This window comes from Terrabacter sp. 01T434 (assembly GCF_056398545.1).
In genome coordinates this window covers 186,396-203,383 of the sequence record NZ_JBFTPP010000007.1, presented here as the reverse complement: position 1 = coordinate 203,383, position 16,988 = coordinate 186,396, and the positions used below count along the sequence as shown (strand labels likewise).

The 16,988-nt window shown below is 71.3% G+C and carries 17 protein-coding genes; 6 read left to right on the top strand and 11 right to left on the bottom strand.

The genetic code is table 11. The features are described from left to right. Positions 1–32: 32 nt before the first annotated feature. Positions 33–2,729 (bottom strand): winged helix-turn-helix domain-containing protein, encoded by a 2,697-nt coding sequence (locus AC1DIW_RS16140; protein WP_442278105.1) that lies wholly within the window; start codon positions 2,727–2,729, stop codon positions 33–35. A 95-nt stretch (positions 2,730–2,824) separates the two neighbouring features. Between AC1DIW_RS16140 and AC1DIW_RS16135 the strand changes: the two genes are divergently transcribed. Together AC1DIW_RS16135 and ypfJ are read left to right on the top strand one after the other, a co-directional pair. Beyond that, positions 2,825–3,817 (top strand): helix-turn-helix transcriptional regulator, encoded by a 993-nt coding sequence (locus tag AC1DIW_RS16135; RefSeq protein WP_442278104.1) that lies wholly within the window; start codon positions 2,825–2,827, stop codon positions 3,815–3,817. 127 nt (positions 3,818–3,944) lie between these two features. Next, on the top strand, positions 3,945–4,898 hold the full coding sequence (ypfJ, locus tag AC1DIW_RS16130) for a KPN_02809 family neutral zinc metallopeptidase (protein WP_442278103.1): 954 nt from the start codon (positions 3,945–3,947) through the stop codon (positions 4,896–4,898). A 124-nt stretch (positions 4,899–5,022) separates the two neighbouring features. Here ypfJ and AC1DIW_RS16125 read toward each other — a convergent pair whose 3' ends face one another. Genes AC1DIW_RS16125 through AC1DIW_RS16080 form a run of 10 tightly spaced genes read right to left on the bottom strand, consistent with a single transcriptional unit; the run spans position 5,023 to position 13,765 of the window. Continuing rightward, entirely contained in the window at positions 5,023–5,631 is a 609-nt protein-coding gene (locus AC1DIW_RS16125; protein ID WP_478109414.1) for an acVLRF1 family peptidyl-tRNA hydrolase, read from the bottom strand. A gap of 19 nt (positions 5,632–5,650) precedes the next feature. Then, positions 5,651–5,977 (bottom strand): metal-sulfur cluster assembly factor, encoded by a 327-nt coding sequence (locus AC1DIW_RS16120; protein ID WP_442278101.1) that lies wholly within the window; start codon positions 5,975–5,977, stop codon positions 5,651–5,653. After that, on the bottom strand, positions 5,974–6,456 hold the full coding sequence (gene sufU / locus AC1DIW_RS16115) for a Fe-S cluster assembly sulfur transfer protein SufU (RefSeq protein ID WP_478109413.1): 483 nt from the start codon (positions 6,454–6,456) through the stop codon (positions 5,974–5,976). Before sufU ends, AC1DIW_RS16120 begins: the two co-directional genes overlap by 4 nt. Then, entirely contained in the window at positions 6,456–7,760 is a 1,305-nt protein-coding gene (locus tag AC1DIW_RS16110; protein ID WP_478109411.1) for a SufS family cysteine desulfurase, read from the bottom strand. The genes sufU and AC1DIW_RS16110 overlap by 1 nt, the downstream gene beginning before the upstream one ends. Positions 7,761–7,765: 5 nt before the next feature. Then, complete coding sequence (gene sufC / locus AC1DIW_RS16105) at positions 7,766–8,542, bottom strand: Fe-S cluster assembly ATPase SufC (protein ID WP_442278098.1); 777 nt, start codon at positions 8,540–8,542, stop codon at positions 7,766–7,768. 3 nt (positions 8,543–8,545) lie between these two features. Continuing rightward, on the bottom strand, positions 8,546–9,844 hold the full coding sequence (gene sufD / locus AC1DIW_RS16100; RefSeq protein WP_478109504.1) for a Fe-S cluster assembly protein SufD: 1,299 nt from the start codon (positions 9,842–9,844) through the stop codon (positions 8,546–8,548). 8 nt (positions 9,845–9,852) lie between these two features. Next, the gene (gene sufB / locus AC1DIW_RS16095) at positions 9,853–11,274 is read right to left on the bottom strand and encodes a Fe-S cluster assembly protein SufB (protein ID WP_442278097.1); all 1,422 of its coding nucleotides are present in this window, start codon (positions 11,272–11,274) and stop codon (positions 9,853–9,855) included. Beyond that, positions 11,271–12,110 (bottom strand): helix-turn-helix transcriptional regulator, encoded by an 840-nt coding sequence (locus AC1DIW_RS16090; protein ID WP_478109409.1) that lies wholly within the window; start codon positions 12,108–12,110, stop codon positions 11,271–11,273. The genes sufB and AC1DIW_RS16090 overlap by 4 nt, the downstream gene beginning before the upstream one ends. 45 nt (positions 12,111–12,155) lie before the next feature. After that, positions 12,156–13,043, bottom strand: coding sequence for a CDP-alcohol phosphatidyltransferase family protein (locus AC1DIW_RS16085; RefSeq protein WP_478109407.1), 888 nt, complete (start codon positions 13,041–13,043; stop codon positions 12,156–12,158). 56 nt (positions 13,044–13,099) lie between these two features. Further along, positions 13,100–13,765, bottom strand: a complete 666-nt coding sequence (locus tag AC1DIW_RS16080) for a phosphatidylserine decarboxylase (protein ID WP_478109405.1) — start codon at positions 13,763–13,765, stop codon at positions 13,100–13,102. Between the two features lie 136 nt (positions 13,766–13,901). Here AC1DIW_RS16080 and AC1DIW_RS16075 point away from each other — a divergent pair, with 136 nt between their 5' ends. The 4 genes from AC1DIW_RS16075 to AC1DIW_RS16060 all read left to right on the top strand — a co-directional run bounded on the left by AC1DIW_RS16075 (position 13,902) and on the right by AC1DIW_RS16060 (position 16,978). Continuing rightward, positions 13,902–14,612 (top strand): ABC transporter ATP-binding protein, encoded by a 711-nt coding sequence (locus AC1DIW_RS16075; RefSeq protein ID WP_478109403.1) that lies wholly within the window; start codon positions 13,902–13,904, stop codon positions 14,610–14,612. After that, positions 14,609–15,388 carry an ABC transporter permease gene (locus AC1DIW_RS16070; RefSeq protein ID WP_442278092.1) on the top strand — a complete coding sequence of 260 codons (780 nt, stop codon included), beginning with the start codon at positions 14,609–14,611 and terminating at the stop codon, positions 15,386–15,388. Before AC1DIW_RS16075 ends, AC1DIW_RS16070 begins: the two co-directional genes overlap by 4 nt. A gap of 58 nt (positions 15,389–15,446) precedes the next feature. After that, positions 15,447–15,929 carry a DUF2231 domain-containing protein gene (locus AC1DIW_RS16065; protein WP_478109400.1) on the top strand — a complete coding sequence of 161 codons (483 nt, stop codon included), beginning with the start codon at positions 15,447–15,449 and terminating at the stop codon, positions 15,927–15,929. A gap of 83 nt (positions 15,930–16,012) precedes the next feature. Beyond that, positions 16,013–16,978: a COX15/CtaA family protein gene (locus AC1DIW_RS16060; RefSeq protein ID WP_442278090.1), complete on the top strand. Its 966-nt coding sequence runs from the start codon at positions 16,013–16,015 to the stop codon at positions 16,976–16,978. The last annotated feature ends 10 nt before the right edge of the window (positions 16,979–16,988 follow it).

Here is a 16,988-nt window from a genome sequence, read left to right as displayed (position 1 = left end):
GTGATTGGGGTGGTGATCCCTGCGGCGACCGGTCAGAGCAGGCCGAGCTCGGCGGCGCGGACCACCGCGGCCCGCCGGGTGTTGACGCCCAGCTTGGTGAAGATGTGCTTGGTGTGGGTGCGTAGCGTGTTGACGGACACGAACAGCTCGCTCGCGATCTGCGGTCCGGTCCTGGCCGTCGCCAGCAGCCGCAGCACGTCGAGCTCTCGTTCGCTGAGCCCGTCGACCCGCGGCACCCGGGACGACACCACCGGGCTCCCGTACGCCGCGTGCGTGAGCCGGTCGACGAGAGCCGAGGCTGCGGGCGACCGCTCCGTGATCGTGAGCAGCTCCGACAGGGGGGCGCCCTCGTCGAGGAAGAGGCGGACGTAGCCGACCGGGGCGGCCGCCTCGAGAGCGGCACCGAGCTCGGCGACGGCCGCCGCCTCGTCACCGTCGGCATGGTGCACGAGCGCCCTGAGCATCCGGATCTCCAGGAGACTGCCGTCCCGACCATCACGGCGCGCGCCCGGAGCCAGGAGGTCGAGCCGGCGTAGCGCGTCGTCCAGGTGGCTCTGGTCGCCGTCCGCGCGGTGTTGGGCAAGGAGCAGACGCACGAAGGTGAGCTGGGCGAACTCAGCGAGGTAGGACACGTCGTCGACCCGCAGCACCTGCTCGCCGTCGGCCCAGCGCCACGTGTCCGCCAGTCGACCCTGCGCGATCCGTAGGCGCGCCAGCTGGGCCGGAATGGGGCGCACCTCGGGGAAGAAGCCCGGCAGGTGCAACTGCTCGGCCTGCGCGAGCAGCTCAGCCGCCGACTCGAGCTCGCCCTCGGCGCGCCGCAGACGCGCCATGGCGACGTACCAGCGATAGCGGTTCTCCAGCAGGGACGCGGACTCACCGAGCGCCCGGGCGGCGTCCAGGTGCTCAGCCGCGGCCTCGAGCTCATCCTGTTCGACGAGCACGTCGGCCAGACCGACGTGCAGGTCGCCGAGGGTGGCCAGTGCGGCACCGGGATGCCGCTGGGACGTCGCCAGGGCGTCCTCCTGGAGCCGCCTGGCCTCGTCGGGTCTCCCCCTCGCCACCCACATGCCGGCCAGGGCCACCGTGCTGCCGAGCTGGTCGGCGACGTCTCCGGCCTCGGCCATGCTGCGGACCGCTCCGGAGAACGTGTCGACCGCCTCCTTGGCGTCACCCTTCCCCCAGGCAGCGAGCCCCAGGAAGCCGAGTGCGCCCGCCCGGGCCATGTGGTCGTCCGGCCCGGTGAGCGCCAGGGCTTCGCGGGCATGCTGAGCCATGGCGTCGGTGTCACCTCGGGCCTGCGCGGCCGACGCCCGGAAGATGGCCATCGTCGCGGGCAGCGTGCGCAGCTCCTCGGACGTCGCGGTCGAGGCGTCGACAGGGGCGGTCGGCGGGCGTTGCGCGAGAGCCCGTTCAGCCTGCGCCAGAACGGTTTCCACGCCCTGTACGTCGCCCTCGACCAAGCGAGTCCAGGCGAGGTAGGTGCCCAGCAACGGACGTTCGAACACCACCTCGACGGGCAGCGCGGTCAGCCATCCGCGCAGCATGACGTCGCGGCGTCGACGCCGCAGGTCCGGCAGCACAGCCTCGAGGAGGTCGGCCGCATGCTCCGGGTCGCCGCTCGACAGGGCGTGCCCGACAGCTTCCTCGGGAAGGCCGTTCGCGGCATACCACTCGCTGGCGGCCCGGTGGAGCAGCGGAATCCGTTCCGGTCGCTCTGCCGCGAGCCGCGCCCGAAGGGCTTCGGCGAAGAGGTGGTGGTAGCGGTACCAGTCGCGGTGGTCGTCGAGCGGGACGATGAACACGTTGGCGCGGTCCAGCGCCTCGAGGAGTGCGGCGCCGTCGGCTCCGCCCGTGAGGCGGTCGCACAGCTCGCCGGTCAGCTGCTGCAGGACCGAGGTGTCGAGCAGGAACCGACGCGAGGACTCGGGTTGCGAACGCAGCACCTCGTCGACGAGGTAGTCGAGCACGAACCGGTGACTGCCGGCGAAGTCGGCGACGAAGGAAGCGGTGTCGTCCATCCCGCGCAGCGAGAGACCAGCAAGCTGGAGCCCGGTGACCCACCCCTCCGTGCGGGTCTCGAGAGCGGCCATCTGCGCGTCGCCCAGGTCCAGGCCCATCACGTCGGTGAGGAAGGCGCCGGCCTCGTCGGGAGTGAACCGCAGGTCGGCGGCACGCAGCTCGACGAGCTCGCCGCGCGCCCGTAGCCGGGGCAGCGGCAGAGGCGGGTCGGACCGCGTCGCGATCGCCAGACCGGCCTGTGGCGGCAGGTGGTCCAGCAGGAACGTCACCATCGCGTGCACCTCGGGTGCCACGACCACGTGGAAGTCGTCGAGCGCCAGCACCGTCCGGCCGGGCCGGAGGTCGAGCTCGTTGACCACACTGGTCAGCACCGACTCGGGTGCTCCTTGTGCAGCCACCAACGCAGCCGCCTCGGGGAACTCACCCCCGGTCCGGAGCGCGGCCACGAGGTGCTCGAGGAAGCGTCGCGGGTCGTTGTCGTCCTTGTCGAGCGACAGCCACGCGACGTGGCCCTGGCCGGCCGCGACGGGTGCAACTCCCTGGGCCAGCGCGGTCGTCTTGCCGAAGCCTGCGGGTGCCGACACCAGCACCAGGCGGGGCAGGGCCCCCTCGGCGAGCCGTTCCGTCAGCAGCGCCGTCAGCCGGCGCCTATCGACGAGGTCACGGCGCAGCGTCGGCACGTGCACCTTGGTCCCCAGGACGGCCATGCGACGAGCATAGGAGCGCGACGACTCGGTGCACGGCGTCGGTCCCGGGCGCTACCGTCGGACTGACGATCGGCGGGCGCCCGGGAGGTGGTGGCATGCGGCACGACACGAGTCCGACGGCGCGGGCCCTCCTCGCGCTCGAGGCCATCCAGGACAGCCCCGGCATCACCGCCCAGCGGCTGGGTGACCACCTGGGCGTGACCGAGCGGGCTGCTCGACGCTATGTCGCCATCCTCCGCGAGGCGGAGGTGCCCATCGAGTCGGTCACGGGACCGCACGGTGGCTACCGCGTCGGCCGTGGGTTGCGTCTGCCGCCCCTGATGTTCACCGCCGCCGAGGCACTCGGTCTCGTCATGGCCGTGCTCGAGGGGCACCGGGGAGCGGCCGACCCGACCGAGCTCGTGGGGGCCGCCCTGTCCAAGATCCTGCGGGCGCTCCCCCAGCAGGTCGCCGAGCCGGTTCGGGCCGTCCGTCGGATCACCGGGCCGCCGCCCAACCCGAGCCTGCGCGTCGACCCGCTCCTGACGGCCAAGCTCGTCGAGGCCTGCACGTCGGCGCGGCGGGTGCTGATCGACTACCGGCTCGAGGACGGACGCGAACGACCGATGGAGGTGGATCCGTGGGCGGTCCTCCTGCGCCACGGTCGCTGGTACCTCCTCGGTTGGTCGCACACGAGCGGTGCCCAGCGCGCCCTCCGGGTCGACCGCGTGCTCTCGGCCTTTCCCACGTCACAGCGGTTCACCCCGCCCGCGGACCTCGACGCGCTCCGCACCCTCGAAGAGCACCTCTCGCAGGGGTGGCGGCACGAGGTCGACGTGCTCCTCCGGGCCGACCTCGACGAGGCGTCCCGGTGGCTGCCGCGCAGCCTGGGGCACCTCGAGCGGGTCGACGGAGGCATCCGGCTGCGGGCGACGACCGACGACCCCGACTGGTACGCCCGCCAGCTCGCCGTCACGCCGCTGACGTTCGAGGTGGTCGGGTCACCCGCGCTCGTGCAGGCCACCGAGGACCTCGCCGCACGTCTCGTCAAGGCGGCCGGCGCCCCCGACGACGGCCGGGGCCGGCCGCAGCCGCCCTCCCAGGGCTGAACCCGCCGGAGCGGGTACGACCCCGCCAGGGCGGCGCCGAAGCCGCCGACGCACACCGGTCACCGCGCACTAGGGTGATCACGACCGGACCGGGGAGGCCCCCGGTCCTGAGCCCGAGGAGCGGCACATGAGCTTCAACGACAACGCCCAGCTGGACACCTCACAGGTGCAGAGCGGCGGCAGTGGTGGGGGCGGCGGAGGCGGAGGGTTCCCCGGCGGCATCCAGGTCGGAGGCGGCATCGGCGGCCTCATCCTCCTCGTGCTCATGCTCATCTTCGGTGGCGGCAAGATCCTCGGTGGGGGCGACTCGGGCAGCACCGCCGGCGGCCTCCCCTCCCAGCAGCTCCAGAGCGACCAGGTCGCGGCCGCCGGACAGGTCGACCAGGGGCAGTTCTCCCAGTGCAAGACGGGCGCCGACGCGAACCGGAACGACGTGTGCCTCATCGTCGCGACCGTCAACAGCGTCCAGGACTACTGGACCAAGACGCTGCCGAAGTACCAGCTGAACTACGAGCCGGCGAAGACCGTGATCTACCAGGGCCAGACGCAGTCCAAGTGCGGCACCGCCAACGCGCAGGTGGGTCCCTTCTACTGCCCCCTGGACGCGAAGGTCTACGTGGACGCGAGCTTCTTCCAGGAGCTCCAGAGCAAGTTCGGCGCCAACGGCGGCCAGCTCGCGAAGGAGTACGTCATCGCCCACGAGTACGGCCACCACGTCCAGGACCTCCTCGGCATCCTGAACCGCGCCCAGCAGGACCCGCAAGGCCCCAACTCGGGGTCGGTCCGCATGGAGCTGATGGCCGACTGCCTGGCCGGTACGTGGGTCAAGCACGCGACCGAGACGACCGACGCGAGCGGCACCCCGCTGCTCAAGCCCATCACCGACGCCGACATCCAGTCCGCGCTCTCGGCCGCGTCCGCCGTCGGTGACGACCGCATCCAGCAGAAGGTCCAGGGGCGCGTCACCCCCGAGACCTGGACGCACGGCTCGTCGGCCGCCCGCCAGAAGTGGTTCACGCAGGGTTACCAGACCGGCGACATCAACCAGTGCAACACCTTCGGCGTCGGCACCGTCAGCTGACGTCCACCACCCGATCGAAAGAGCGATCCGTCCGCTCCTGATCGAAAGAGCGATCCGTCCGGACGGATCGCTCTCTCGATTGTTGGGGGACGGATCGCTCTTTCGATTGTCCGAGGGTCGATCGTCAGGGGTCGGTGAGCTCGATGCGGACCGCGCGGCCTCGCCGGAGCGCGGTCTCGAGCACGTCGCGCTTCGGGTCGGGCAGGTCGTAGAGCTCACGCATCGGCAGCCCGGCGAGCGCGCGCAGGGCGCTCGCCTCGAGGACCTCCCGCACGAGCGTGCGGTCTCCCCCGACGACGAGTCCATGAGGTATGCCGTCCGCACCGGCCCGCGGGCTCTCGTCGTCCCCGAGCAGCACCCGTCGGGCATGCCCGACGACGGCGTCGACGAGCTCGTCGGCCTGCTTGCCCCGGCGACGCGCGAACCGCTGCTGCGACCACCCTCCAGCCGCTGTCCGCGACTGCACGTGCCGGGTGCCGACCTTGGAGGCCGTGAACGCACCCGTGAGGGCGAGCCCCACGGCATACCCTCCCCGCCGGATGAGGATGACGCCGAGCGGTTCGTGCGCGAACGGCGTTGCGACGACAGTGGATCCGTCGGCGGCGCGCGCGGACACGACGACGCCGCCGGGAGTGGTCTCCTCGGCGGCGTCGTAGGGGCCGTGTCGCTCGGCGAAGCCCGCCATCCACCGGTCGAACCGCTCGGGGTCGACCTCGATGAGGCGCGTCGTCACGGGCGCGGGTGGCGTCGGCTCAGAGGTTGAAGCCGAGGGCGCGCAGCTGCTCGCGGCCGTCCTCGGTGATCTTGTCGGGGCCCCACGGCGGCATCCACACCCAGTTGATGCGATGTGTCGTGACGAGGCCTTCGAGGGCCTGCGCCGTCTGGTCCTCGATGACGTCGGTGAGCGGGCAGGCGGCCGACGTCAGCGTCATGTCGAGGACGGCGTGCGACTGCGCGTCGACGGTGATGCCGTAGACGAGGCCGAGGTCGACGACGTTGATGCCGAGCTCGGGGTCGACGACGTCGCGCATGGCCTCCTCGACGTCGGCCACGTTGGGCGGGGTGGTGGTTGCTGTCATGACGAAACTCCTTGTGGGGAGGGCGAACTCGTGGAAGAGATGTCTACGCCGGCTCGGGCGAGCGCGTCGGTGAAGGCGGTCCACCCGAGCAGGGCGCACTTGACGCGGGCGGGGTACTTCGAGACGCCGGCAAAGGCGACCCCGTCACCGATGACGTCCTCGTCGCCGGCGACCTTGCCCTTGGAGGTCAGCATCGTCCGCATGGCCTCGAACGTCTCGAGGGCCTCGTCGACCGGGTGGCCGATGACCTCCTCGGCGAGCACGGAGGTGCTGGCGACGGAGATCGAGCAGCCCTGGGCGGCATACGAGATGTCGGTGACGACGGCGCCGGGACCGGTGCCGGTGACGTCGACGCGGAGGGTGACCTCGTCGCCGCACGTCGGGTTGATGTGGTGCACCTCGGCGTCGAACGGCTCGCGCAGGCCGGCATGGTGCGGTCGCTTCGAGTGCTCGAGGATGAGCTCCTGGTAGAGGTCCATCAGCTCGCCTTCCTCTCGGTGTCGGTGCCGAAGATGACCGGCACCCGCTCGAGAGCCGCGAGCAGCGCCTGGACGTCGGCGGGCGTGTTGTGGACGGCGAAGGACGCGCGGGTCGTCGCCGCGGCGCCGAGGGCGCGGTGCAGCGGCCACGCGCAGTGGTGCCCCACCCGGACGGCGACCCCCGCGTCGTCGAGCACCTGCCCGACGTCGTGGGCGTGCACACCGTCGACGACGAACGCGACGGCGCCACCCCGGGGGGTGCCGACGTCAGGTCCGACGACGTGGACCCAGGCGCGCTCGGCCAGGCCCCGCTGGAGCTGCTCGACGAGGGACGCCTCGTGCGCGTGGATGCGGTCGATGCCGATCGCCTCGATCCAGCGCACCGCGGCGGCCAGGCCCACGGCCTGCGCGGCGTTGGGCACGCCGGCCTCGAACTTCTGGGGGGCGGGCGCGTAGGTCGAGCGCTCCATCGTGACGAGCTCGATCATCGAGCCGCCCGTGAGGAACGGCGGCATGACCTCGAGCAGCTCACCACGGCCCCACAGCACACCGACCCCCATCGGGCCGTACATCTTGTGGCCGCTGAAGGCGATGAAGTCGGCGCCGAGCGTCGCGACGTCGACCGCGAGGTGCGGCACCGACTGGCACGCGTCGACGACGACGAGCGCCCCGACGGCGTGCGCCCGCGCCGCGAGCTCGGTGACCGAGTTGACCGTGCCGAGCACGTTGGAGACGTGCGTGAAGGCGAAGACCTTGGTGCGCTCGGTGAGCAGCTCGTCGAGGCCGCTCAGGTCTAGTGCGCCGTCGGGACCGACCGGCACCCAACGCAGGGTCGCGCCCGTGCGTCGGGCGAGCTCCTGCCACGGCACGAGGTTGGCGTGGTGCTCCATCTCGGTCACGAGGATCTCGTCACCGGGTGCGAGCACGAACCGCTCGTCCTTGGGCTCGTCGGTCGGGGCGGCGTTGGAGAAGGCGTACGCGACGAGGTTGAGCGCCTCGGTGGCGTTCTTCGTGAAGACGACCTCGTCGGCGGGCGCCCCGATGAACGACGCGATGGTCGCGCGGGCGGCCTCGAAGTCGTCGGTCGCCTCCTCCGCGAGCTGGTGCGCGCCGCGGTGGACCGCGGCGTTGTGCTGCTCGTAGAAGGCACGCTCGGCGTCGAGGACGGCCGTCGGCTTGTGCGACGTCGCCCCCGAGTCGAGGTAGACGAGCGGCCTGCCGCCGCGCACCGTGCGCGCCAGGATGGGGAAGTCGCCGCGGATCGCGGCGAGCTCCCCGTCCGTCAAGGGCAGGACGTCGGTCATGGCGCTCAGGCCTCGGCGGCCACGGCCGGAGTCGCGACGAGGTAGCGGTCGTAGCCCTCGTCCTCGAGACGGTCGGCCAGCTCGGGTCCACCCTGCTCGACGACCTTGCCGTCGATGAAGACGTGCACGAAGTCAGGCTTGATGTAGCGCAGGATCCGCGTGTAGTGGGTGATGAGCAGGACGCCGAGGTCCGTGGACTCCTTGGCGCGGTTGACGCCCTCCGAGACGATCTTGAGCGCATCGACGTCGAGCCCCGAGTCGGTCTCGTCGAGGATGGCCACCTTGGGCTTGAGCAGCTCCATCTGGAGGATCTCGTGGCGCTTCTTCTCGCCGCCGGAGAAGCCCTCGTTGACGTTGCGCTCGGCGAACACGGGGTCCATCCGCAGGTTGCCCATGGCCGCCTTGACGTCCTTGACCCACGTGCGCAGCTTGGGCGCCTCGCCGTCGATGGCCGTCTTGGCCGTGCGCAGGAAGTTGCTCACGGTGACACCCGGCACCTCGACGGGATACTGCATCGCGAGGAAGAGACCGGCGCGGGCGCGCTGGTCGACGCTCATGGCGAGGACGTCCTCGCCGTCGAGCGTCACGGTGCCGCCGGTGACGGTGTACTTCGGGTGGCCGGCGATGCTGTAGGCCAGCGTCGACTTGCCGGAGCCGTTGGGCCCCATGATCGCGTGGGTCTCCCCCGACTTCACCGTGAGGTCGACCCCGCGCAGGATCTCCTTGGGGCCGTCCTCGGTCTCGACCGAGACCGTCAGTCCCTTGATCTCGAGCGTGCTCATGGGTCAGTTCTCCTTGTTCGTGCTGGGGATGCTGGGGGTCTGCTGGGTGGGAGCGGCGTATGCCGTGGACGCGAGCTCCTCCTCGATGGCCGCGGTGATCTCGTCGCGCAGGTCGGCGAGCGGGATCTCACGGATGATGTCGGCGAAGAAGCCGCGCACGACGAGGCGCTTGGCCTCGTCCTCGCTGATGCCGCGCGACTGGAGGTAGAACAGCTGCAGGTCGTCGAAACGGCCCGTGGCAGAGGCGTGCCCGGCGCCCTCGATCTCGCCGGTCTCGATCTCGAGGTTCGGCACCGAGTCGGCGCGGGCACCGTCGGTGAGGACGAGGTTGCGGTTGAGCTCGTAGGTGTCGGTGCCCTCGGCCTCCGCGCGGATCAGCACGTCGCCGACCCACACGGTGTGGGCCGTCTCGCCCTGGAGCGCGCCCTTGTAGGTGGCCCGGCTCTTGCAGTGCGGCGCGTTGTGGTCGATGTACGAGCGGTGCTCGAGGTGCTGGCCGGCGTCGGCGAAGTAGACGCCGAGCAGGGTGGCGTCACCGCCGGGGCCGGCGTAACGCACGTTGGCGTTGACGCGGACGACCTCGCCGCCGAGGCTCACCGAGAGGTGCTTGTAGTGGGCGTCCCGACCGACGAGGGCGTCGTGCTGCGCCAGGTGCTGGGCGTCGTCGGCCCAGCGCTGCACCGACACGACGGTGAGGTCGGAGCCGTCGCCGGTGACGACCGAGACGAGCTGGGAGTAGCGCGCCGAGCCGGTGTGCTCGACGACGACCGTCGCCTTGGAGAAGCGTCCCGCGCGCACGACGAGGTGGCCGTGGACGGGCTCGCCGCCCTGGCCGGCGAGCGAGAGCCGCACGGGCTCGTCGAGCTCGGCCTCGGCCGGGATGTCGAGCAGCAGCGCGCCGTCGGCGGCCGCTCCGGCGACGACGGCCGCGCGGTCCTGGGGAGGCAGGATGCCGAGCTCCTGCGCCTGCTCGGACGTGATCGTCGAGGTCGTCACACCGGTGGGGAGCTTCGTGGTCCAGTCGAGCCGGCCCGACGCGCCCTCGGCCAGCAGGCCGGCGAGCTTCTTGACCGGCGTGAAGCGCCAGTCCTCCTCCCGACCTGTCGGCAGCGGGAACGCGGAGACGTCGAACGACGCCGTGCGCTCGGCACGCGACTGGTCGGGCACGAAGGCCGCGGCGGAGTCGGTGTGGGCCGACGCGCCGGGGCGGGCTGCGGTCATGGTGGGGGCGGCGTCGGGCACCGTGGTCTCGCTCTGCTGGGTCTCGGTGATGTCGGGGGTGTCGGTGGTCGTGTCAGCCAGAAGGCCCATCAGCCGACGGCTCCTTCCATCTGGAGCTCGATGAGGCGGTTGAGCTCGAGGGCGTACTCCATGGGCAGCTCACGGGCGATCGGCTCGATGAAGCCGCGCACGATCATCGCCATGGCCTCGTCCTCGGCCATGCCGCGGGACATGAGGTAGAAGAGCTGGTCCTCGGACACCTTCGAGACGGTGGCCTCGTGACCCATCGAGACGTCGTCCTCACGGATGTCGACGTAGGGGTAGGTGTCCGAACGGCTGATCGTGTCGACGAGCAGCGCGTCGCAGCGCACCGTGGACGCGGAGTGCGACGCACCCTCGAGCACCTGCACGAGACCGCGGTAGCTCGCGCGGCCGCCGCCGCGGGCGACGGACTTGCTGATGATCGAGCTCTTGGTGTTGGGCGCCGCGTGGACCATCTTGGAGCCGGTGTCCTGGTGCTGGCCCTCACCGGCGAAGGCAATCGAGAGCGTCTCGCCCTTGGCATGCTCGCCCATGAGGAAGACGGCGGGGTACTTCATCGTGACCTTGGACCCGATGTTGCCGTCGACCCACTCCATCGTCGCCCCGGCCTCGCACGTCGCGCGCTTGGTGACGAGGTTGTAGACGTTGTTGGACCAGTTCTGGATCGTCGTGTAGCGCACGCGGGCGTTCTTCTTGACGATGATCTCGACGACAGCCGAGTGCAATGAGTCCGACTTGTAGATCGGGGCGGTGCAGCCCTCGACGTAGTGCACGTAGGAGCCCTCGTCGGCGATGATCAGCGTCCGCTCGAACTGGCCCATGTTCTCGGTGTTGATGCGGAAGTACGCCTGGAGCGGGATGTCGACGTGGACTCCCTTGGGCACGTAGATGAACGAGCCACCCGACCACACGGCCGTGTTCAGCGCGGCGAACTTGTTGTCGCCGGCCGGGATCACCGTCGCGAAGTGCTCGCGGAAGAGGTCCTCGTGCTCCTTCAGGGCCGTGTCGGTGTCGAGGAAGATGACGCCCTGGGCCTCGAGGTCCTCGCGGATCTGGTGGTAGACGACCTCGGACTCGTACTGGGCGGCGACGCCGGAGACGAGGCGCTGCTTCTCGGCCTCGGGGATGCCCAGCCGGTCGTAGGTGTTCTTGATGTCCTCGGGCAGGTCGTCCCACGTGGCCGCCTGCTTCTCGGTGGACTTCACGAAGTACTTGATGTTCTGGAAGTCGATGCCGGTGAGGTCCGAGCCCCAGGCGGGCATCGGCTTCTTGCCGAAGAGGCTGAGGCTCTTGAGGCGCAGCTTCGTCATCCACTCGGGCTCGTTCTTGCGGGCCGAGATGTCGCGCACGACGTCCTCGTTGAGCCCACGACGCGCCGTGGACCCGGCCACGTCACTGTCGGCCCAGCCGTACTCGTAGGTGCCGATGCCCTTGAGGCCGGGGTTGAGCTCTTCGATGTGGGTGGTCATGAGGAACCTTCCTGAACGTGCGTGAGCGTGTCGGTACTGGTGCTCGTGCTGGTGCTCGTGCGGGTCTGGGCAGCCTCTGGGTCAACACCCGAGGGCTGCGTGGTCTTCCGGGGGCGAGTGCCGATCCCACCGGTCGGGACGAAGGTGGTGCAGACGTGGTGACCGCCGGCGAGGGTCGCGAGACGCTGGACGTGCACCCCGAGCAGCCGCGAGAACGCGTCGGTCTCGGCCTCGCAGAAGGCCGGGAACTCGGCAGCGACGTGCTGCACGGGACAGTGCCCCTGGCACAGCTGGACCCCAGTGAGCCCACCGGCGCCCACCGGTCGGGCCGTCGCGGCGAAGCCGTCCTCGCTCAGCGCCTCGACGAGCGCCTCGGTGCGAGCGGCAGGTGCGTCTCCCGCTGCGTCGAGGCGGGCGGCATACCGCTCCTCGAGGGCGCCGACGCGGGCGCGGGCGAAGTCGCTGACGGCGGTCGGGCCGGCGTGTGCCTCCAGGTAGCGCAGCACCTCGACGGCGAGCGAGTCGTAGTCGGCCTCGAGCGCGCTGTGCCCGGCATCGGACACGACGTAGGCGCGCGCAGGGCGCCCGCGCCCGCGGCGCCCGCCGGTGGGCTCGTGCGGCACGACGGCGCCCTGCTCGACGAGGGCGTCGAGGTGGCGGCGGACCGCGGCAGGCGTCAGGTCGAGGTGACGGCCCAGCTCGGCAGCCGTGATCGGGCCGTCGGCGGAGACCATGTGGAGAACTCGTGAGCGCGTGCGGGACTCGAGCGGCGAGACGTGCTGGACGTCCTCGCCGTCTTTCGTCTCACGCGGTGCGTGCTCACCGATAAACACCACACCATTGTGACGTAAATGGGCCGCACACTTCCAGTTAGGACGGCCTTACCGGCCACCCCGGTCGTCGAGCTCGTCATCCGCGTCGTCATCCGCGTCGTCGTCGGAGTCCTCGTCGAGCTCCGGGGGCATGATCACCGACGGCATCCGGGTGCGTGGCGGGGCCACGGCGTCCTCCCCGAACCAGCGCCGGCGCAGCGGCGCCGTGACCCACCCGAGCGGGCACGTGAGCACGTAGCCGTAGGCCAGCGCCATGCCCGTCGCCCCGGGGAAGAGCGCGAGCCCCAGGGCGATGAGGACGCCGAGTGGCACCGTGATCCGGAGGTGCCGCGGCGAGAGCAGGTCGCGGAAGGACCGGAATCGGAACGAGGACGCCATGAGGGCCGCCGGCACGACGCCTGCCGCTACCGGGACGAGCGGCGCCCAGTCGTAGAGCGGGTCGCCGATGGCGAGCACGGTGGAGATGACGACGCCGGCCGCACCCGGGCTCGCGAGGCCGACGAAGTAGCGCTTGTCGGCCAGCGGGTCGATGGTGACGTTGAAGCGGGCCAGGCGGTAGGCGGCGCAGGCCAGCCAGAACATCGCCCCGGCCCAGGCCCAGACGGGATAGGCCGGCAGCGCCCACGTGTAGACGAGGACGGCGGGCGCGATCCCGAAGGAGATGAGGTCCGCGAGCGAGTCGAACTGCAGGCCGAACGGGGTGATCGCCCCGACGGCACGGGCGACGGCACCGTCGCAGATGTCGAGGACGATCGAGATCCCGACGAGGACCGCTGCCGTGCGGAAGTGTCCCTGGAAGGACAGCAGCACCGAGGAGAACCCGCAGAGCATGTTGCCGAGGGTGAAGAGGCTCGGCAGCGTGGCCCGGGCACGGACGCGCGGGTTGAGCCGGTCGAGGGGGATGACGCGAGCGCCCGTGGCCGAGACGAGCCTCATCCGCCGGCCCACGCGGTCACGCCGCCGAGGTCGCTCGTCGGACGCCGAGTCGCCGTTCACGAGGGGTCCGCCGCCGGGAAGCGACCCAGCACCGTCTCTCCCCCGATGGCGCGCTTGCCCTTGGACACCTCGAGCCGCACCTCTGGCGGGACGAAGACGTCCATCCGGGAACCGAACTTCATCAGTCCCATCCGGGTGCCGGTGGCGATCTCGTCGCCCGGCTCGATCCGCGTCACGATGCGGCGCGCGAGCTGCCCGACGAGCTGGCGGTAGATGATCCGGCGGCGCTGTCCGTGCACGACCCGCTCGACGATGATCTCGCTGCGCTCGTTCTTCGTGGCGCTCTCGGCACGGTACGCGGCGAGGAACCGACCGGGCGTGTGGGTCACGTCCACGACCCGGCCGCCGTAGGGCGAGCGGTTCATGTGCACGTCGAGCAGGGACAGGAAGATGCTGACCTGCTGCCACTCACCGGGAGGTGCGATGCCGGCCTGGGGCTCCCCGACGTGCATGACGATGCCGTCGGCGGGCGCGAGCACGACGTCCGGGTCCGAGACCGGTGTGTGGTCCGGGGTGCGGTCGGGGTCGCGGAAGAAGAGGGTCACCCCTGCCGTCAGCAGTCCGAGGGCGGCGGTCGTACGCGGTCGGCGGGCCAGTGCGGCGATCACCGTGGGCACGGCGGCCAGGGCGATGAAGGGCCTGGCGGCTGGGTCGATCTTCACGGGTGGGGCTCTCCGTCAGGGTCGAGTGGTCGGTCGGTCGAGAAGGGGGCGGTGGTCGCACGGCGGAGGGGGTACGCCAGCGGCGACCGAGGTGCGATGACCGGGGTCGTCGGGACCGAGCCTAGACTCATGAACCATGACCGCTGCGGTGACACTGTCCGACCTCCGCCGCACCTTCGGTCAGGTCGCCGCCCTCGACGGACTGACGTGGAGCGCCCCGGTCGGACGCATCACGGCGGTGCTCGGCCCCAACGGGGCGGGCAAGACGACCGCCATCGAGTGCGCGGTCGGGCTCGGCCGTCCCGACAGCGGAACGGTGCGGGTGCTGGGCACCGACCCGTGGCAGGCGAGCGCCGACCACCGCGCCCGTGTCGGCGTCATGCTGCAGGCCGGTGGCCTGCCCAACGGCACCAAGCCGCTGCGCCTGCTCCACCACCTCTCCCGGCTCTACGCCGACCCCGTCGACGTCGACTCGGTCGCCCGTCGACTCGGCGTCACGGACTTCGCGTCGACGACGGTCCGCCGGCTGTCGGGCGGCCAGAAGCAGCGCCTCGCCCTCGCTGCGTCGCTCCTGGGTCGCCCCGAGGTCCTCTTCCTCGACGAGCCCGCGGCGGGCCTGGACCCGCACGGCCGCCTCGACGTGTGGGACCTCGTGGCCGAGCAGCGCGACGCAGGCACCACCGTCGTCGTGACGACCCACTCCTTCGAGGAGGCCGAGCGGCTCGCCGACCACCTCGTCATCATGAATGCCGGACGCACCGTCGCGGAGGGCACGCCGGGATCGGTGACCGGCAACCGCTCCCTCGAGGACGTCTACTTCAGCCTGACCCGCAAGGGAGCCGCGTGAGCACCCCGACCACACCCAGGACCTCCGTCACCCCACGGGCCGCGACGCAGCGACGCCGCATCGTCACCCAGGCCGGGTTCGAGGTCGGGAGCCTGCTCCGCAACGGTGAGCAGCTCCTCGTCTCGCTGGTCCTCCCCGCGATGGCGCTCGTCGGGCTCAGCCTGACCACCTCGCCGAGCCTGGGTCCCGGCACGCGCATCGACGTCGCGACGGCCGGGGTCATCGCCCTGTGCGTCATCTCGACCGCCTTCACCGCGCAGGCCATCTCGACCGGCTTCGACCGTCGCTACGCGGTGCTGCGCTACCTCGGGGTCACGCCTCTCGGCCGCGGCGGCCTCGTCGCCGCCAAGGTGCTGGCCACGCTCGCCGCCGAGGTGCTGCAGATCGGCGTCATCGCCGCCCTGGGGCTCGTCCTCGGGTGGCAGCCGGAGACGTCCGGGATCGCGTATGCCGTGCTCTTCGTCGTCGTCGGCACGTGGGCCTTCGTGGCCCTGGCCCTCCTGCTCGCCGGCACCCTGCGGGCCGAGGCCGTGCTGGCGATCGCCAACCTCGTGTGGGTGCTGCTCCTCGGGCTGGGCGGCGTCATCGTGCCACGCACGGAGCTGCCGCCAGGCGTGTCCCACGTCGCTGCCTACCTGCCCTCGGCCGGGCTCGCCGACGGCCTCCGGTCGGCGCTCGTGGACGGAGTGCTGAACCTGCCCGCCCTCGGTGTCGTCCTCGCCTGGGGACTGGTCGCCACGGTCCTCGCGGCGCGTCTCTTCCGATTCGACGACTGAACGCACGAGACTGGCCGGACCGCGCGACACCCGACGACCCGACCGGCCTGGAGGCGATGTGTTCGACGAGATCTTCGGCCTTCCGACGCATGCCCTCGTGATCCACGCCGTCGTCGTGCTCGTGCCCCTGTCGGCAGTGTCCGCCGTCGCCTACGTCCTCCGCCCCGACTGGCGGCGCGTGCTGCGTTGGCCGACCGCGGCCGGCGCCGTCGTGTCCGGCGTCTCGGCCTTCGTCGCGGCCGAGAGCGGCGAGGCCCTGCAGCGCCGCGTGTCGCGCGTGCGCTCTGGCACGACCGACTTCGACCTGCTGAGCACGCACGTGGCGTGGGGCGACCGGGCCCGGCTGTTCTGTCTCCTCTTCATGGTCCTCACCCTCGCTGCGCTCTGGCTCGTGCGGCCGCCGGAGGAGGAGTCGCCCCGCGGGCACGCGGTCGAGCTGCTCGCTGGCACGCTCGTCGTGCTCACGGCCGTCGCCGCGGTCGTGACGGTCGTCGTGGCCGGCCACGCCGGCTCCCAAGTGGTCTGGCACGACCTCGCCTGACGGTGGTCAGAGGCGTCGCTGGCCGGTCCCGAGCGGTCCAGGGTGATGCGGGAGCACCGCGCGCGGCGGCATACCCTTGCGGGGTGTCCTCCACACCTACCGTGACCCCCGTCGACCGTGCGACCGGCACGAGCCGTCTCGCCCGGGCGGCGGGTCACCTTCCTGCCGTCCCGTTGCGCTGGGTCCGTCCGCTCCTGCTCGCCAACCTCGTCGGGGAGGTCGGCATCGTGGTCACCGGGGGCATCGTGCGCCTGACCGGCAGCGGGCTGGGGTGCAGCACCTGGCCGGAGTGCCAGCCCGGCTCGTTCACGCCGGTCCGCACGCCGGCGAGCTCCTACCACGACCTCGTCGAGTTCGGGAACCGCACGCTGACCGGTGTCGTGAGCGTCCTTGCGCTCGTCTCGCTCTGGGTGGTCCTGACCCAGTGGCCGCAGCGTCGGCGCCTCCACCTCGTCGCGATCGGCGTCCTCGCCGGCATCCCCGCGCAGGCCGTGCTCGGCGGGATCTCCGTCCTCACGGGACTCAACCCGTGGAGCGTCATGCCGCACTTCCTGCTCTCCATGGTGCTCGTCGCCCTGTCGGCGGCGCTCGTGCGTGGAGCCCGCGACGACGTGTCGGGTCCGGGCGAGCTCGTCGTCCATCCGCTCGCCCGGACCTTGGCGCTCGGCACGAGCGCGGTCGGCGCGGTGGTGCTGACCCTCGGCGTCATCGTGACCGGCTCCGGACCGCACTCCGGTGATGCCGACCGGCCGGCACGGACCGGCTTCGACCCACGGTTCGTGTCGTGGATGCACGCCGATGCCGTCATGCTCTTCTGCGGACTCGTCATCGCCACGCTGGTCGCGGTGCGCATCAGCGCCACGACCGACGAGGCACGTCGGGCCTGGACCATGGTGCTGCTCGTGACGATCGGGCAGGGCTTCATCGGCTACGTGCAGTACTTCACGAAGCTCCCGGAGATCCTCGTCCTCGTCCACATGCTCGGCGCCAGCCTGCTAGTGGTCGCCCTGACCTTCGGTGTGCTCTCGACCAGACGCCACCCCGTCTGACCCGGCGGGT

Bases quoted from the DNA above. Each gene is read 5' to 3' on its own strand.
- AC1DIW_RS16140 (WP_442278105.1), bottom strand. From the start codon at position 2,729: ATGGCCGTCCTGGGGACCAAGGTGCACGTGCCGACGCTGCGCCGTGAC.
- AC1DIW_RS16135 (WP_442278104.1), top strand. From the start codon at position 2,825: ATGCGGCACGACACGAGTCCGACGGCGCGGGCCCTCCTCGCGCTCGAG.
- ypfJ (WP_442278103.1), top strand. From the start codon at position 3,945: ATGAGCTTCAACGACAACGCCCAGCTGGACACCTCACAGGTGCAGAGC.
- AC1DIW_RS16120 (WP_442278101.1), bottom strand. From the start codon at position 5,977: ATGACAGCAACCACCACCCCGCCCAACGTGGCCGACGTCGAGGAGGCC.
- sufU (WP_478109413.1), bottom strand. From the start codon at position 6,456: ATGGACCTCTACCAGGAGCTCATCCTCGAGCACTCGAAGCGACCGCAC.
- AC1DIW_RS16110 (WP_478109411.1), bottom strand. From the start codon at position 7,760: ATGACCGACGTCCTGCCCTTGACGGACGGGGAGCTCGCCGCGATCCGC.
- sufC (WP_442278098.1), bottom strand. From the start codon at position 8,542: ATGAGCACGCTCGAGATCAAGGGACTGACGGTCTCGGTCGAGACCGAG.
- sufB (WP_442278097.1), bottom strand. From the start codon at position 11,274: ATGACCACCCACATCGAAGAGCTCAACCCCGGCCTCAAGGGCATCGGC.
- AC1DIW_RS16085 (WP_478109407.1), bottom strand. From the start codon at position 13,043: ATGAGGCTCGTCTCGGCCACGGGCGCTCGCGTCATCCCCCTCGACCGG.
- AC1DIW_RS16075 (WP_478109403.1), top strand. From the start codon at position 13,902: ATGACCGCTGCGGTGACACTGTCCGACCTCCGCCGCACCTTCGGTCAG.